The sequence below is a fragment of the Neobacillus sp. S1227 genome (assembly GCF_055385255.1).
The window spans coordinates 3192908-3209999 of record NZ_AP038276.1 but is presented as its reverse complement, the minus strand read 5'-3'; the positions used below and the strand labels follow the sequence as shown (position 1 = coordinate 3209999).

Here is a 17092-nt window from a genome sequence, read left to right as displayed (position 1 = left end):
GAATCGTCTGAGGGCTTATGGAATGTTATTTTCAAAATAAAAGTTAATTGCTATAACAGCGGAAAAAGAAGGCGGGCCCCTTGCTGCAATAACCGCTGTGAAGGCGAGCGTTGCAATAAATCATCCATTTGCAACGGGACAGAATCACAAAGGTCTTGCTCAAACTGTTCTGTAAGATCTATCGCCACATCTTTACTGTAAAAAAATTCACTCACTTCGTAATTCAAACGAAAACTTCTCATATCGTAGTTTGCTGCTCCCACTTCTGCTACTTCCCCATCGATAACCATCGTCTTCGCATGAAGCATTCCTTTGTTATATAAGTAGATTTGTACGCCTGCTTCCAATAACTCTCCATAATAAGTAAAGCTTGCACGCTCTACCATTTTTTGATTTACTTGACGAGGAACCAGCAATCTTATCCGTACTCCACGTTGCACAGCCGTCTTAAGCCCCATTATAATATCCTGATCTGGTACAAAGTAGGGTGTGGTGATATCAACAGTCTTTGTGGCTTGTGTTAACCCTATAAAGTACGCTTGCCTAATAAAAGGTGTAGGAATACTTGGATTACCTTCTACTGTCTGAACATAGGCTTGGTGCATTTTCTCATTAGTCGGAACTTTATTCGTCTTTGTTCGTTCAACAGTTCCCAACTCTGTGCTCCATTCTGTCATCATGGTAAATGGTTTTGACCTGCTGGTTTTAGGAATGATTAAGGAACCCTCCTTTGCTGTTATTGTTTTCATTCCAGATTTCCCCTTTATGTATTCAGGTGAGGCAATCTTCCAATGGTTCTCGAAAACCATTTTCAAATCAGCTGAAGCTTCACCAACTATTTTTACATGAGTGTCACGCCAGTAGCCTACATTTGGCTTTAATCCAGTATATTCTTCCCCAATATTAATCCCACCGGTAAAAGCTTCTTTGCCGTCGATTAGGGCAATCTTACAATGATCCCGGTTATTCAATGTTGAAAATATCCAAGGGGGACGTAAAGGAAAAATAGTCCGACATTCTATTCCAGCATCCATCATCCGAAAAACCTGATTTTTGGATATTTTCCTGCTTCCCCAACCGTCTCTTATAAACCGAATATGTACACCTTTCAATGACTGTTCAATCAGTAAGTCCGTAATGCACCTGCCGATTTCGTCGTCTCTATATATGTAATATTCAAGGTCAATCGTTTTTTTGGCGTTCTGTATAGATTCAATAAGTTTTTCATAAGTATTCATCCCATTTATAAGCACTTGTACTTGACCAGACTTTAATGCACTCCCGGTTAAATGTTTCAATGCTTTCGCTATTTGCTGAGCTGAGTTACCAAAGGAATCTGGAAGTATTTCTGATTCAGAAGAAATAAAAGCTGGCCTTTTACTTCGATTCATACGTATCGGATTTGATGTAATAAGATAGAGCACAAAACCAATTACAGGGAAGATAAAACTAATGAATATCCAATTTAAAGCCACTGCTGGTCGCCTTACCTCGCGAACCGCCATAATCATCATAAAAACAGTATTTAATAAGTAGAGTCCAAAAATCCATACCAATATAAAGACCCTCCTTTCTCTTTTAAAATGTACAAATGGTAACCCGTTTATAAGTATCTTTAAAATTTAGTTGCATAAGGAAAAAGTTGTAACGGGTCGCTAGAATCTTGGAAAAATAGCAAAGTCCCACTTAAGGAATACAGTATCCCCTAAAGGCTAATATAATTAAGTGATTAAGTAATAGTAATATTTTCTATAGAGGTGGTTAAAATAAGCACTCGTCATGAAAATATTGAGAAAGTCCGATTGTTGGAAGACAAGTTATTTGCGATGGATGCAACGGGGTGGTTGGAGTATGAGTTTTTAACATGGAAATGGTGGCTGTTGTTGTCCTTCTTCATTTCACCATGGATTTGTCGATAGATAATCACAAAGAAACGAAAATTAAAAGATGACATTATTAAATAAGCGAAAAAATAAAAAAAATATCCGGCAAAATGCCGGATGAATAGAGGTAGCTGACTACAACTTCAAATTAAAACTAAAAGAATTTACTAGGCATTAAGAAATCGTAAAGAGTATGTCAATTTTAGATGTGAAATGTTATGAGTTTTTCCATAACCTTATATTCCTTCTTTTATATACGAGATGGTTTTAGTTAGAAATTCATCCTGAGCAAAATAAATTTCTTTGGTTTGTTCCTGTTGCTTTTCTTCGAATACTTCTTCAATAACCTTTAATAATAATTGTTCATCCATTTAAAATCACCTCAATTATAGATTATCTTTTTCAATTTCTTAATAGGGTATCCTTAGCTGTAACAATTTCTTGAATATATCCTTTAGCTTAAAAACGATTATTATTTATAATTATCCATTTTGTTATCATTTCCTTCTAATTTAATGAACTTTCTTAATTTTTAATCAAATAAGTAGGGCCTATTTGCTTAGTGCACTAACGGGCAGGTTAGTGCACTAAGGTGGGATGATAAAGAAGTCTGAATTCTTAACATACAATCCATAAAGTAATTACCTCTTTTTAAAAATAATGTTTTGTCCAAACGATTTCTGATATTTTTCATATATTAAAATTATTGAAATGAGTTTGGAGGTTATTAATGTTAAGAAGTAATGAAAAAATGGAATGCCATTTTCATAGGGGTAAAAATCAAAATATCCAAACGAATGAATTGAGAACACATAAACATAAATTTGTTCCTAGATGCCGAGAGTTTGCATATGTAGTGAATTCTGGTACCCCTGAAGTTCCCGGTAATACTGTTTCCGTCATTGATACGGCAAAAGATAAAGTGATTGATACAATTAAAGTAGGAAATATGCCTACAGGTGTGGCAATAACCCCAAATGGAAAGAGAGTTTATATTGTAAATAATTTGGATTTTACCGTCTCTGTTATTAATACTGCTACTAACAAAGTGATTGATACAATTACAGTTGGAGAAACTCCGATAGCAGTTGATATTACTCCAGATGGTAAAAGGGCTTATGTTGGAAATGGAGCAGAAATAACACAAAATTCTACAGTTTCCGTTATCGATACGAGTAGCAATATGGTTATTAGTGTCATTCCAGTGGAATTTTTCCCCTTTGGAATAGCTATTGGCAATACTCCATTTGGAACTAGGGCTTATGTTTCAATTACTCCAGAGAGTATTGTCTCAGTCTTCGATGCGAACCCCAATTCTCCTACTTATAATACGATAATTGCTAACATTAAAGTAGGGGCAGCTCCTATTGATGTAGCCATAACTCCAGACGGAACAACAGTTTATGTAACCAATGCAGGTGATAATACCGTTTCAGCAATAGATACAGGAACCAACTTGGTTACGAATATCCCTGTAGGTACTGGACCTGCTGGAGTAGGTATTGGAAATACACCATTTGGAATGAGGGCATTTGTAACCAATTCAGACGGAGATACAATATCCGTTATAGACGCTGATCCGAATTCTCCTACTTTTAATCAAGTAGTCGATACAATTAAGCAAAGAGTTGGAGACTCACCAAGTGATGCAGCGTTTACAGCAGATGGAAGAAAAGGTTATGTCCCGAATAACTTTGATAACACCGTTTCAGTCATCGATACCTCATCTAATAAAATCATCAAAACCATAAAAGTGGGGAATGTGCCTAATACAGTGGCTGTTGGACGAGTTTGCAGATTAGTTGATGATGAAAGCAGTGATGAGAGTAGTGAACAACATCACCATCATCCACCTCATTAAGAAAGCCGTGACGAGAGTAGCAATTAATTTTTGAAAGTCAGATAGACAGTTTTCTTAGTTAAAAAGGAAAGGTCTTATTGTTTTGGATAGATAATCCTTATTGAAGTAACGGGTGCAAGAGTTAAAGATGGAGATCGCTGAGGCGATCCTTTTTTATTGTTGTGCTAACGGGGCAGGTTAGGTTTAAGAAAAGATTAAATATTATTAGTATAAAAAAACAAATAGTAGCAGAATAGTGTCGAACAAGCAAATATATCCTCGTATTTAATTAGTGAATGGATGCTATAACTTATGTTTTCTTTCTGGTCTTAGCTCTTACAATGCAATTATTTAAAGAATCAGAGAAAAAAGCGAGGGATTGTCAATTGGGGGAAAACATATTTTTCTAAATACACTTTATTATGTTTAACATTTTTAAATATATGTTCCTATTGATGAAAGCATAAGCATTTATTAATTTAGAGGAGATGTTATAGTGGGTTTCTTTGATCGGAAAGCTATTTGCGGTGTGTGTAATAAAGAAGTTGGACTTAATCGATACAAAATTAAAAAATCAGACGGTTGGTTGTGTCCCAGTTGTTTAAATGAAGTTGGTGGACCTACGGCAATTAATGTGAATAAAATTACGATTGAAGAAATCAAAGCGATTATTCAAGAGAAGGAAGACAAACTTGGTGATGACCCCATGTCACGTGCTGAAAATATGTACAACTATTGTATAGAGAATAAATTCGGTTCTGGTTTTAACGAAAAGTGGGGGGTTAAACACTTCAAAGTTTTACAAGATAATCTAATCCGCGGCGAAAAGGTATTAATGACCTTCATCGGATTACACAATTATCAATTCGTTACTAAACATGATAGTTACTATGCTTATGCAATTACCAATAAACGAATTTTGTTTGGTCAAAAGTCATTAACTGGCGAAAAATTTAAAGCTGTTAATCATGAAAAAATAAACGATATCTCTTTTGAAAAAGGAATGGTATTTGGTGTTCTCACTATCGATACTCCCCAAGAGAAGTTTAATATTGCTCTAGATTCAGCTTCCGCTACGTCTATAAACAATGCGATTCACGAAGTTTTGGACAATTTAAGGGTTTCTAATGCTCAAAAAAGTATTCCACAGCCATCTGCCAATACTTCTACTGCTGAAGAGATTTTGAAATTTAAAGAACTTTTAGATGCTGGAGTCATTACCGAAGAAGAATTCGAAGCTAAAAAAAAGCAGCTTCTTGGACTATAAGTGTTTCAACCTCCGTAATTTTCGGACTATACTCTTTAAAAAAATATGAAGGTTTCTCTAATGTATTCCGATTTAAAAACAACCATATAAGGAATAGCACCTAAACTTTAAGGAGCTTTACTTTAAGATCAGTTTGCTGCGGCAACCTTATTCTGATTAAACCATCTTCGAAATTCTCAGCGGTAAAATCGTTCATTATTATTTTGTATAGAGGCAGTCCGATGGCTTCCGCTTGTTTTTCTACTAGCAGTTCATCAATGTGGTGACTAGTGACGTTTCCATTGTTCGTACAGGTTGTCACTAACGATATAATTTTATACCTTGGATCCTTTAACAATTGGTTGACTAAGAAAACGGAGTCTTTTCCAGATGAAAAGGCAACGACGATATTTTCAAGGATTGTTTCTTCCATGGTCTCATCGTTTCTCAGATGATTATTAAATCACCTTCTCTTACTATAGTTATAGTTATTCTACTGTCCAATATATTGTAGCGTCCATCTAATTAAGAGAGTGTGGTTCAAATTTGATTAAAAATATGATAATCAAAATGTGTCCAGTCATTTTATCAAACGAACATACAACCGTAGTTGCTTATTACACACAAGAAGTTGAAATTGATGCTCTTTTTTGTTGAATAAAGGCTCAGTAAAAGAAAGACTTGGGCAAAAATAGACTGACAATTACATTACATCATTCTTATGTTTCCAACAGTATGGTGGAGTAAACGTTTGCTAGGCTGGGTATATACCCAACCATTACCTGTAGAAATGTTCAAAAAATTACAATAAAATAGAAGGAAACTTAATAAAATATTCACCGGGCTTACTAGTAGAAGTGGCTCCTTTTTCTATCTTCATAGTCAAAAATAGTTCATGCAAAAGGAGGCTGGAAAAATGTTTTGTCAAAACTGTCAAACATCGGTAGCGAGTTATCAGTTAAACTTCTCATTTAATCAGGGTCAAAGCCAAATTAGTTTGTGTGCGGAATGCTATGATATCGCAAAACAAAAATTGGAAAACGGCTCCATTAAACTTGACAACCAAATGTTCAATCTGTTGGACACAGATGGCAGCCAGCCTGAGCAAAACAAAAATGTCCATGTAACCAAGCCAAAGAAACGAAAAAAAATTAGCTTTCTTGATCAACATGGACGGAACTTGACGAATGAAGCAAAAGAAGGGCGAATTGATGATGTGATCGGCAGGGATCAAGAAATTGAACGCATCCTTCAAATATTAAACCGTCGCACAAAAAATAATCCGGTCTTAATCGGTGAGGCTGGTGTCGGGAAAACAGCGATCGTTGAAGGCCTTGCCCTTCAAATCGTCAAAGGAAAAGTACCACCGAAACTAAAAACGAAAGAAGTATATTTGCTAGACATCAGTTCACTTGTAGCAGGTACAGCCTACAGAGGACAATTTGAAGAAAAAATGAAAAAACTTGTTGCTGAATTACAACAACGAGAAAACGTCATTTTGTTCATTGATGAACTGCACATGATGGTTGGTGCTGGAGGTACGTCTGACGGTTCAATGGATGCAGGGAATATATTAAAACCAGCGTTAGCGCGCGGTGATATTCAAATTGTTGGCGCAACAACGATGAAAGAGTATCGCATGATTGAAAAAGATCCTGCACTTGAGCGTCGCTTCCAATCGGTGATCGTGAAAGAACCGTCTGTGAATGAAGCGTTTGAAATTTTAAAAGGAATTCGGCCAGCATATGAAAAGTATCACGATGTAACGTATTCGGATGATGTCCTAAAAGCATGTGTGACACTATCAAAACGCTATATTCAAGATCGCTTCTTGCCAGATAAGGCCATCGATTTAATGGATGAGGCCGGCGCAAAACTTAACCTTGCACACGGAGACCTAGATGTAAACTATTTAAAAGGTCGCTTACAAGAAATTGCTGAAGAAAAACAACAAGCATTGAAATTGGAGCACTATGAAAAAGCGGTGATTCTTCGTGATGAAGAGAGAGAAATCAAACAAATATTATCAGAATATTCAGATGATGTAACAAAAGATGTTACCGTCGAAATGATCCAAGAAATTATTGAAAAAGGTACGGGAATCCCTGTACAAAAGCTCCAAAAAGCAGAGCAGAAAAAAAGGATAGATTTGAAAGAGAGACTAGCAAGTAAAATTATTGGTCAGGATAAAGCTATTGAAAAAGTATCCAATGCAATCTTAAGGGCAAGTGTTGGATTAAAACCGAAAACACGTCCCACCGCTTCATTTTTATTCTTAGGTCCAACAGGTACAGGTAAAACCGAGTTGACGAAAACTCTTGCCGCCGAATTATTCGGCTGTAAAGATGCGATGATTCGCCTAGATATGAGTGAATATATGGAAAAACATTCTGTCTCTAAGTTGATTGGTTCACCTCCTGGCTATGTCGGACATGAAGACGCAGGTCAGTTAACGGAACAAGTTCGCCGAAACCCTTATTCCATCATTCTATTGGATGAAATCGAAAAAGCACACCCAGATGTGATGAATGTGTTTCTTCAAATCATGGAAGATGGCAGGTTAACGGATAGCCAAGGAAGAGTCGTAAGCTTTACGGAAACGATTATTATCATGACTTCAAACGCAGGTGTTGGAAACAAAACTTTAGGGCCAATTGGTTTTGGATGCGATGAACAGCAAGGAGCAGAGTCAAATATTGTCGATAAAATCGGAAATCACTTTAAGCTTGAATTCTTAAACCGTATTGATTCGATTATTGAGTTTAACCACCTACAAAAAGAGAACCTTGTGGAAATTATCGAGATTATGATGGCGGAGCTTAAAGAAACATTAGAGGAACAAGGGATTTCCATTGAAATCGATAAGGAAGCAAAAGAAAAGATTGCCGAATTAGGATATAGCAATGTGTTTGGTGCTCGTCCACTTCGACGCGTTATTCAAGAGCAAATTGAAGATAAAATCACTTCTTTAATTATTAAAAGCGAAAACGTAACTGCGATCACTGTATCAGTAGAAAATAATAAAATTAACGTAGCATAAGAATAGATGATCTTCATCTATTCTTTCAGCTTGTCGAGGAACCCCACTTATCAAATGAGTGGGGTTCCTCTTATAAATAGATCATTCAATGTTTGAACAAAAAAAAGTTTTCTATAGGTCTCAATATGGTAATGTAGATTAAATTAACGAAGTGTTTTGAGGTAGTTTGTGAAGGATTACACTTAAAGTAACGGGGTGCAAGAGTTAAAGAAAGAATCGCTGCGGCGATCCCTTTTTTGCACTAACGGGCAGGATTGTTTAAGAGTGAACAAGAAGGAATATTACACTAAAATGCATAATTATGAATATGTGCAAATTTTTATTCGTTATTTTAATATGGGGAGACATATGAATGAAAATAGATAAATTGGTACAAAAAATAGAGGAATTATCAATGAATGCCTTACCTGCAATACAAACGAATGTTTATGATGGATGGATATTGCGATTTGCCGATGGATACACAAAAAGAGCCAATTCAATCAATCCTGTATATTTTTCAAATGAAGATTTGAATACCAAAATAGAAATTGCTGAACAAATGTATCGAAACAGAAATTTAAAGGTTGTTTATAAAATGACACAGCAGGTATCACCCGAACATTTAGATAGCACGCTTGAAGAAAATGGATATTTTCTTGACGGTTTGACTAGTGTTCAAGTTTTATCCTTGAAAGACCTAGAGATTGAAATAAAGTATAATGCTATTATTTATAACGATTTACAAGACGATTGGTTTATAAACTTTTGTACTCTAAATAACGTAGATGAAAAGGACCAAAAAACATTAAAACAAATGCTAAGAAACATAATCGCTAATACTTGTTATTTTTTGTTATCTGATGATAAAAGTGACATCCTTGCTTGTGGAATGTGTGTATTAGAAAATGAATACATAGGGTTATTTGATATAGTGACTACCAAAAAGTATAGAAATAGAGGTTATGGGAGTAAACTTATTCAAAATATTTTACAATGGGGAAAGGATAATGGAGCAAAATATGCATACCTTCAAGTTATGTTAAATAATGCCCCAGCATTAAAACTTTACTCTAAATTAGGGTTTAAGGAAGTATACAGATATTGGTATAGAATAAAAGAATAACTCTTTGATGATTCTTGAACGGGCGCGTTTCTTTAAAAAAGGAAAGCCCTTTTCGTATCCAATTAAAAGGAAGTAAATGTTATTATTATATTAAAGATGCCTGCTCTTCTATTATAGGTGGAGAAGCTTTAATACGATATATACTACAATATTAACTTTGGAGGCACACCACTGCAATAAGACTTATAACGAAATTAAGTTTGATATATTCCGTCAAGGACAAAGTATGAAACAGTGCTTTAATAATGGAGTTGAATAAAAAATGAATGAAAATAAAGGTACAGAAATAAAACGCTTTTCAAAAGCAGAAAACATTCTAGCTCAGATCAATAGTAAAACTAAGCTAGGCGACTTACGGAAAATAGCGAAGGACATTAAAAAAGATCACGAACTTGCTATGGAACTTTGGTCAACCGAAGAGTATTTGCCTAGACTATTAGCAATCTTAATTATGGACAAAAAACTTCTTTCACAAGATGTGCTACATAAGCTTGATAAGGATATGCAGACTCACACTTTTGATGATCGTAATAACTTAATGGATTGGTTAATGGCTAATCAGCTCACCAAAGACAAAAAGACAATTGCATTGATGGAGTCATGGGAAAATAGTCCTTCTGCTCTTCAAAGGCGAGCTTTCTGGTATTATCAAGGACGATTGAGATGGACTGGACAAACACCGCCTGATAACACCGAATACTTGCTATCTGCAATAGAAGCTAATATTACGCGGGAAGAACCGGAAGTTCAATGGGCTATGAATTTTACCGCAGGCTGGATAGGTGTTTATGATGAAAAGTATCGTGCACTTTGTATTAAACTTGGTGAGAAAACAGGTTTATACAAAGATGAAATAGTAGCAAAAGGATGTACTCCCAAATATTTGCCGGAGTTCATTAGCATTGAAGTTAACAAACGACATAATATTTAGTTACTACTGGAAAATTTATTAAGGTTTAATGCAAAAAATAAAGGAATTCAAAGCCTCGATATGAAAATTGGAATATGCTTGGAACGAAAAAAGGGGGAACTGCTGCGGCAGTCCCTTTTCTTGTTGAGCTAACTGGCAGGTTAATTTAGAAAGGAATTTGAATTTTAATAGAAAATTTCACAAATAAATCAAGTTTGATATGGAAACGAGGGTATATGCCGTTCCTATTTAATAAAAACAAAATATAATAATTTCAATAATAGATAGCTTTCTATTGCTAATTTAAGAAGTAAGAGGGGACAAGCATGTCAAAAAAATCAAAAGTATTTTCTACGGGGCCACTTGAAAATGCAAACAATGTGTCAACCCATTCAACAGAGGTTGTGATTAAAGTTTTGAATAACGATAAAGATGACGAAACAAAAGTTCATATAAAAGTTTTTTCATTAAATGGAAAAAAAGTTTTAATTGGCGAAGCCAAATTCAAAGTTCCGCCAGAATCCTCTGATTTCCGAATTTTTGATTCTGTTAACGACACGACTCAATTTGAAGTACAAATTGAATTAAAAGATGAAACTGACGATGTGTTACTTAGTGTATGGGGTAAAACTGGGACCTTCGATCTTATAGCTGCTCACCGCGTGCTTCATTCAGAATTAACTAAAATTGATGAACTTACAGATTAGTTCATCGCATTATTCATTTGCTTGCAACAGGCTATCTGGGATTTTGTAGCCTGTTTTTTATTGTCAGTTATCAAGTGGTTTTACAGACCTTTTAGTCTGCTTTATTGAACTAGACTGTGAAATATTGCACTTAAGTATAGGGGCTATTGTTCAATAAAGAGTAGTCACTTTTCTTGTTCCGCTATTGGAGCAGGTTAATGGAACAAGATAAATTGAAATACATTTCTCATAAATGGGGTGCTATCTTATTAACGAAGGATTGCTTGTTTTCACCCAAGCTGAGTCTAAATTTTTTATATGTATAATCTTCAAAACCCTGTTGTGTATAAATTAATAAGTACTCATTTAAAGGCAGGTGAATTTTATGCATTCAGGTCAATCCTGGGGGCAATGGCACCAACAGCATCCTCACGGTACTTGGCAACAGTGGCAGCACCATCACCTTCCGCAGCACCATCCGCATCTCCCATTCGTCCCTAGGCACTTATGGCACCAACAGCATCCACACGGTACCTGGCAGCAGTGGCATCAAATATATCAAAGGAGTTAATGGAATAATTGAATTAGTAGTGAAATATTCACTATCTAATAATTTAAGGTTATCATTATACATTTTCGATGGCGATGCTTCAATTAGGAAGGATCGCTTTTTCTTACTGAAGTATCGGGGCAGGTTAGTGCAATAAGGTGGGATGATAAAGAAGTCTGAATTCTTAACATACAATCCATAAAGTAATTACCTCTTTTTAAATATAATGTTTTGTCCAAACAGATTTTTATATTTTCCATATATTGAAATTATTCAAACGAATAGGGAGGTAATAGTTTGTTGAGAGATATTAAAAACTTAGAAAGTCATTTTCAAAGGAAAAAAAAACATAATATCCCATTGAATGAATTGAAAAAAGACCAATCTGTCCCTCGATGTCGAGAATTCGCTTATGTGTCAAATTTAGGTACTCGTGACAATCCTGGTAATACTGTCACAGTTATCGATACGGAAAAAGATATCGTGACCGATACCATTACAGTAGGGAATAACCCTGAGGGTTTAGCAATTACTCCAAATGGAACAAGACTATATGTGGCAAATAGAACCAGTAATACCGTCTCAGTCATCGAGACAGCGTCCAACAAAGTTATTGATACAATTACAATTACTGTGGGAGAACAACCTATTAGTGTGGCAATTACTCCAGACGGAAAAAGGGCTTATGTGCCGAATGTGTTCGGGAATAACGTTTCAGTTATCGATACGCATAGCAATATGGTAACTGATACTATTCCTGTAGGGAATTTTCCTTTTGGAATAGCGATTGGCAACACTCCATTTGGAACAAGGGCTTATGTGGCGAATTCTGGTGATAATACCGTCACGGTTATTGATGCGAACCCGAACTCTCCTACGTTCGACACAGTCATAGCTATTATTCAAGTAGGGGCTGGTCCTATTGATGTTGCCATAACTCCAGACGGAGCAACGGTTTATGTGACGAATTCAGGTGATAATACCGTTTCGGCAATTGATACAGGAACCAATTTTGTTACTAGCATACCAGTCGGTGCAGGACCTGCCGGAGTTGGGATAGGAAACACACCATTTGGAATAAGAGCATTTATAACCAATTCAGACGGTGATACAATTTCAGTAATAGACGCTGACCCCAATTCACCTACTTTCAATAAAGTAGTCGATACGATTATTAAAAAGGTAGGAGACTCACCAAGTGATGCGGCATTTACATCCGATGGATTAAAAGGTTATGTGCCGAATAACTTGGATAATACCGTTTCAGTCATCGATACATCAACTAATAAAATAATCGATACAATTAAAATAAAAGGGGGAAATGTGCCTGCTGCAGTAACTGTTGGAAGAGTTTGCAGATTTGTCGATGATGATGAAAGCAATGACGAAAGTAGTGATGAGAGCAGCGAACATCATCACCATCATCCACCCCATCCACCTCAAAAAGAAAGACGTGACGAGAGTAGCGACTAATTTTTGAAAGTCAGATTGACCGTTTCTTGGTTAAAAAGGAACGGTCTTATGTTTTGGATAGATAATCCTTATTGAAGTAACTGGGGGCAATAGTAAAAGGCAGCAGAATATCCGTTGCCCTTTTGCCATTCTTCCCTAAAAGTATTTTCTATAAAATTCTCTTCTAAGACTTCCAATTAACTGAGCATAAATTCTAGTGGTCTCGCTTTTTTCGTGACCTATTAAACTTTGAATAACATCAATAGGAGCTCCGTTGTTCAATAGGTGTGTGGCATAGCTGTGGCGTAATTGGTGTGGATGAATTTGTTTGTTGATCCCTGCCCGACTTGATATTGCTTTTATGATAAAAAGTTTAATAAACTTGCTGTATTAGAAAAGAAACTACAGTAATATTCTTGTTCAGCTAACGGGTGAGAATAGCTCAACAATTATAATTAGAAACAACAACTAGAGCTTAAAAACCTATATATAAGATGCCTGCGAAAAAATCTATAATTTCCACTATTATACTAGTCCCTTCAAATTAGTATCCAAATATAATATATGGATTACATTAGAAGGAGGCTATGTTAATGCATTCGGAATTAAAAGGTTCTAAAATCCTGGCTTATATTGCAAACAATGCGACAGCTTCAGTTACAGTGGTGGATGTTGTGAAAGGTCAAATTATCGATACCATTACTGTAGGATTATTTCCGTTCGATATAGCGATAACACAGAATCAAAAGTTTGTGTACGTTACAGCATTTGGGAGTGATGCAGTATTTGTGATTGATACAAAAACAAATACTGTCGTCGATACAATCCCAACAGCCTTCGCTCCAGTAGGGAACATTCCTAGTGATATTTCAATTACAGAAGATGGAAAGCTTGCCTATGTGACGGATTTTGGACAAAATGTAGTGTACGTCATTGACCTCAAAACAAATACAGTCATTGATTTTATCGAATCTGCAACCTTTAATGCTCCACAAGGCGTTGCAATTTCACAAGACGGCAAGCGAGTGTATATTGTTAACACGGGAAATGATACGGTTTCCGTCGTTGACACAAAAACAAATACCGTTGTTGCGGTTATTCCTGTTGGAAATATCCCTCTTGATGCGAAAGTAAGTCCTGATGGAAATCGACTTTATGTAACCAACGCTGTAAGCGGATCCGTATCGGTTATTGATACAAAAAAGAATGTGGTAATTGATACTATCCGTGTCGGCAATAGTCCAGACGGTCTTGCTTTTACTCCGAACGGCAAAACTTTATATGTAACAAATGAAGAGGATGACACTGTATCCGTAATAGATACAAAAAAGAATAATGAGGTTAAAACGATTCCTGTTGGCGATCAATCTTTCGAAATCGCCATTACACCAGACGGAAAGATTGCAGTTGTTACAAATGCCAGTGATGGCACTATCTCAGTCATTGATACAAGAAAAAATGTCGTTATCAAAACACTTCCAGCTGGAGCTACTCCATTCAGCGTTGCTCTTCTTACCAGGGGTCATAAAAAAAGATGAACACGATGAAAAAGAACATAAGGGGGATGAAAGCAGTGACTAAAGAAAAAATACTTTCCATTATTCAAAATGAGTTGCTAACAAATCCAAATGAAACTAGTTCCAACATTGCCAAAAAGCATAAACTCCCGCTAAAATTGGTAACAATATTGGTGCAAGAGAATCATAAAGCGTAAAAAAATTATAATCTTCTTTGGAGTGGGAACTTAGAGTCAAACCCTTTTATTTTTATGGATTAAGCGGTTATTTACGGTGGGATAGATGCTTTTGGTGGGGAACCATATTTAATGGATGATTTATTTTATAAACCCAATCATTGGAGATTTTTTATTCATTTCCCATATAAAGCTTTATCTACATTATGGCAGATTAGATTAGTAAGCGTACAAGTTTTGCTAAAACTGTAAGAGATTAAACTGTTAGAGTAATATATTAGCTTATTACGAACGGGGGCGTTTCTACAATAGATAGAGACGCATTTTTGTTATTGAAGTAACGGGGCAGGTTACTTCAAGAAGGAATTTATCCACAATTGTAGAATATTTCAATAATCATTTGGGATTGGAGGATGAAATTATGGAAATCTTAAGGAGTTATTGTGGTGAATCAAAAAAAGTCATAATAACTAAGTATAATCCTATGTATGCTGATCAGACAGTAGAAATGTGGCGAGATAGTAAGGAACGAGCTATTGGTCAGAAAGAAATACATAGCTTTGAAAATCATCGAAATTTTTTAAATGATATATTACCCAAAAAATATAAAATAGATTTAGCGTTAATTGATGACAAAGTAGTTGGTATGATTGCCTATAATGAAAGGGAGATAAGCCAACTTTATATTCATATTGATTATCAAGGAATCGGTATTGGTCAAACATTACTAGACAAGGTAAAAGAACAATCAAGTGGGAGATTAACATTATATACATTTGAAGTAAATGAAAATGCACAACGATTTTATGAAAAGAATGGATTTATAATCATTGGTAGAGGACACGAAAATGAAGAAAATTTACCTGATATTCAATATGAATGGATATCTAAATAAATAATACAAACAGAGGCTATAAATATATAAGTTTAAGGAAAAGCGATTGTTTAACCAATATAAGTCGATTCTTTTTTTTGGTGAATGAAACCCAAAAATGTGAAATAATTCACTTATACTATCGGGGGCGATAGTGAAGAACGGGTATCGCTGCTGCGAGCCTTCTTTTAGAACGGAGCAGGTTAGTCCAACAAGGATATTATTACCAGTTTATGTTAAAATAAATTATCTACTTTATCTTTGGAGGCGGAACTATGAAACGCTTGCCATTCGAACCACCGACAAAACACTATGATCAACGAATTGAGGCAATAGATGAACAAATTTGTAATTTAATAAATCAACGGAAGGATATTACAAATAATGACCCTGGCTTTCCAACTAAAAAACTGATAACTGCCTGGTCAGAAAAATATAATTTATATGAAGAATTCTTAAATAGTGTATTTACAAATTTTTTAAACGAAGATATGTATAAACCTGTTGTAGAGCCAAAAGGATTTCTTAAAAATATCCCAATATTAAAGTCCTTTGAAAAAGATGATGTATTCTATTCGGTAACATTTGTACGACAGTACGAAAATGCCAGTGTCGTTCATTTTAATATTGATAGAGAAGATTCTGATGATGAAGTGCCTAGAAGGATACGAGAACCTATCCTTTTTGATCTTTCTATTGAAAGTAAGGAGGCTGATTATAATTGCCGAAACGAAGGAGGGGGAGGCTCGGGAGGACACGAATCTTATACATTCATCGTGTCACCAGCATTACCCGATGATCTTTCTGAAATCAAATTGGTTTTTAAGAAGTTTAAGCCGCCATTCTTTAATAAACCGACGGGTGTTGAATTTATCATATAGATAGACAAGCATGTGATAAAACAAAGTTTTGGTGGTGGAAGTGTTTATGAATCATAAAATACAAGAAAACTCATCCTCTGAAAGAGAAAATACTAATTTTTGGTTCCCTGGGCGCTGGATTGGGGGCCTCTCCTTAATCATTGGACCTCTTCTTTTACTAGCGGCAGCTCTTCTCAGGATACAATTTCATTTTTCTATGACGCGCAGCTCGCTGCTTACGCCGATCATCCTGTACTCATCACTGCCGCCTACAGTTGCTTTGTGCTAGGCTGTCTCTTCCTCTGGCCTGGGGTCATTACCTTAGTAAGATTCATCGGCATGAAACATCCTGCTTTAGCAATTTGGGCTGGCATGTTTACGATTTTAGGGCTAATGGGCCGTGTTTTTCATGGCGGCATTGATCATTTGGCCTTCCAACTTGTAAATGTGCAAAGCCTTGATCTCGCCAAAAAAGCAGTTAGCGACTCTTACCAAATGTTCCATATTATCCGTTATTTTAATGGAATGATGATGGTCGGTTGGATATTATTAGCAATTGGTGCCTACCGTTCAAGTACTTTAGGACTCATTCGCTCGATAGCTTTGGCCTCCATTTTCTTCCTACCCTTGGGTACCCTTAAAGGCACAAGATTCGAGTCTACATTCCTGATACTTGGACTCTGTATAGCGTTAGTCCCACTAGGTGTCAAAGTATTGCGTGACGGTCCGCCGCCATCACGCAAGGCAATATTCTGGGCCATTACATAAGTAGTGGGAGAGATTGTATTCATTGTGCTTTCCATTCTCTTCCCTGAAATTATGCGGCGCTAATCATAGTTTCTTTGTAGATTCGCCTTAACCCCATATAAATTTATCTGGGACATCACCCCCGCAATTTTCTTCCACAATTGGGTGCTTTTCTTTAAAAAGAAGGCGTCTTTTTGTAATGAGTC

At 35.9% G+C, this 17092-nt stretch carries 16 protein-coding genes; 12 read left to right on the top strand and 4 right to left on the bottom strand.

All coding sequences use genetic code 11. The annotated features are described in order from the left end of the window. Positions 1-50: 50 nt before the first annotated feature. Both ACZ5AE_RS16095 and ACZ5AE_RS16090 read right to left on the bottom strand, forming a co-directional pair. On the bottom strand, positions 51-1556 hold the full coding sequence (locus ACZ5AE_RS16095) for a phospholipase D-like domain-containing protein (protein WP_464565486.1): 1506 nt from the start codon (positions 1554-1556) through the stop codon (positions 51-53). A 563-nt stretch (positions 1557-2119) separates the two neighbouring features. Continuing rightward, the gene (locus tag ACZ5AE_RS16090) at positions 2120-2254 is read right to left on the bottom strand and encodes a hypothetical protein (protein ID WP_464565484.1); all 135 of its coding nucleotides are present in this window, start codon (positions 2252-2254) and stop codon (positions 2120-2122) included. A 359-nt stretch (positions 2255-2613) separates the two neighbouring features. Here ACZ5AE_RS16090 and ACZ5AE_RS16085 point away from each other — a divergent pair, with 359 nt between their 5' ends. Together ACZ5AE_RS16085 and ACZ5AE_RS16080 are read left to right on the top strand one after the other, a co-directional pair. Next, on the top strand, positions 2614-3744 hold the full coding sequence (locus ACZ5AE_RS16085) for a beta-propeller fold lactonase family protein (protein WP_464565482.1): 1131 nt from the start codon (positions 2614-2616) through the stop codon (positions 3742-3744). 475 nt (positions 3745-4219) lie between these two features. Beyond that, complete coding sequence (locus tag ACZ5AE_RS16080; RefSeq protein ID WP_464565480.1) at positions 4220-4990, top strand: PH domain-containing protein; 771 nt, start codon at positions 4220-4222, stop codon at positions 4988-4990. A gap of 100 nt (positions 4991-5090) precedes the next feature. Here the strand turns inward: ACZ5AE_RS16080 and ACZ5AE_RS16075 are convergent, their stop codons facing one another. Next, positions 5091-5402 carry a Dph6-related ATP pyrophosphatase gene (locus ACZ5AE_RS16075; RefSeq protein ID WP_464565478.1) on the bottom strand — a complete coding sequence of 104 codons (312 nt, stop codon included), beginning with the start codon at positions 5400-5402 and terminating at the stop codon, positions 5091-5093. 483 nt (positions 5403-5885) lie between these two features. Here ACZ5AE_RS16075 and ACZ5AE_RS16070 point away from each other — a divergent pair, with 483 nt between their 5' ends. The 5 genes from ACZ5AE_RS16070 (at position 5886) to ACZ5AE_RS16050 (ending at position 12733) form a co-directional block, all read left to right on the top strand. Next, positions 5886-8009, top strand: a complete 2124-nt coding sequence (locus ACZ5AE_RS16070) for an ATP-dependent Clp protease ATP-binding subunit (RefSeq protein ID WP_464565476.1) — start codon at positions 5886-5888, stop codon at positions 8007-8009. 352 nt (positions 8010-8361) lie between these two features. After that, a complete protein-coding gene (locus ACZ5AE_RS16065; RefSeq protein ID WP_464565474.1) occupies positions 8362-9114 on the top strand; it encodes a GNAT family N-acetyltransferase in 753 nt (250 codons plus the stop codon). A gap of 262 nt (positions 9115-9376) precedes the next feature. Beyond that, entirely contained in the window at positions 9377-10045 is a 669-nt protein-coding gene (locus tag ACZ5AE_RS16060; protein WP_464565473.1) for a DNA alkylation repair protein, read from the top strand. Positions 10046-10350: 305 nt separating this feature from the next. Then, the gene (locus tag ACZ5AE_RS16055) at positions 10351-10731 is read left to right on the top strand and encodes a hypothetical protein (protein WP_464565472.1); all 381 of its coding nucleotides are present in this window, start codon (positions 10351-10353) and stop codon (positions 10729-10731) included. Positions 10732-11560: 829 nt separating this feature from the next. After that, a complete protein-coding gene (locus tag ACZ5AE_RS16050) occupies positions 11561-12733 on the top strand; it encodes a beta-propeller fold lactonase family protein (protein WP_464565470.1) in 1173 nt (390 codons plus the stop codon). Positions 12734-12868: 135 nt separating this feature from the next. On the opposite strand, the gene ACZ5AE_RS16045 is transcribed toward ACZ5AE_RS16050, so the two are convergent. Next, the gene (locus ACZ5AE_RS16045) at positions 12869-13066 is read right to left on the bottom strand and encodes a tyrosine-type recombinase/integrase (RefSeq protein WP_464573647.1); all 198 of its coding nucleotides are present in this window, start codon (positions 13064-13066) and stop codon (positions 12869-12871) included. A 239-nt stretch (positions 13067-13305) separates the two neighbouring features. Between ACZ5AE_RS16045 and ACZ5AE_RS16040 the strand changes: the two genes are divergently transcribed. The 5 genes from ACZ5AE_RS16040 (at position 13306) to ACZ5AE_RS16020 (ending at position 16907) form a co-directional block, all read left to right on the top strand. Further along, entirely contained in the window at positions 13306-14250 is a 945-nt protein-coding gene (locus ACZ5AE_RS16040; protein WP_464565468.1) for a YVTN family beta-propeller repeat protein, read from the top strand. A 26-nt stretch (positions 14251-14276) separates the two neighbouring features. Further along, positions 14277-14426 carry a hypothetical protein gene (locus ACZ5AE_RS16035; RefSeq protein ID WP_464565466.1) on the top strand — a complete coding sequence of 50 codons (150 nt, stop codon included), beginning with the start codon at positions 14277-14279 and terminating at the stop codon, positions 14424-14426. 400 nt (positions 14427-14826) lie between these two features. After that, on the top strand, positions 14827-15300 hold the full coding sequence (locus tag ACZ5AE_RS16030; RefSeq protein ID WP_464565465.1) for a GNAT family N-acetyltransferase: 474 nt from the start codon (positions 14827-14829) through the stop codon (positions 15298-15300). Between the two features lie 254 nt (positions 15301-15554). Beyond that, a complete protein-coding gene (locus tag ACZ5AE_RS16025; RefSeq protein WP_464565463.1) occupies positions 15555-16160 on the top strand; it encodes a hypothetical protein in 606 nt (201 codons plus the stop codon). A 318-nt stretch (positions 16161-16478) separates the two neighbouring features. Continuing rightward, the gene (locus ACZ5AE_RS16020; RefSeq protein ID WP_464565461.1) at positions 16479-16907 is read left to right on the top strand and encodes a hypothetical protein; all 429 of its coding nucleotides are present in this window, start codon (positions 16479-16481) and stop codon (positions 16905-16907) included. The last annotated feature ends 185 nt before the right edge of the window (positions 16908-17092 follow it).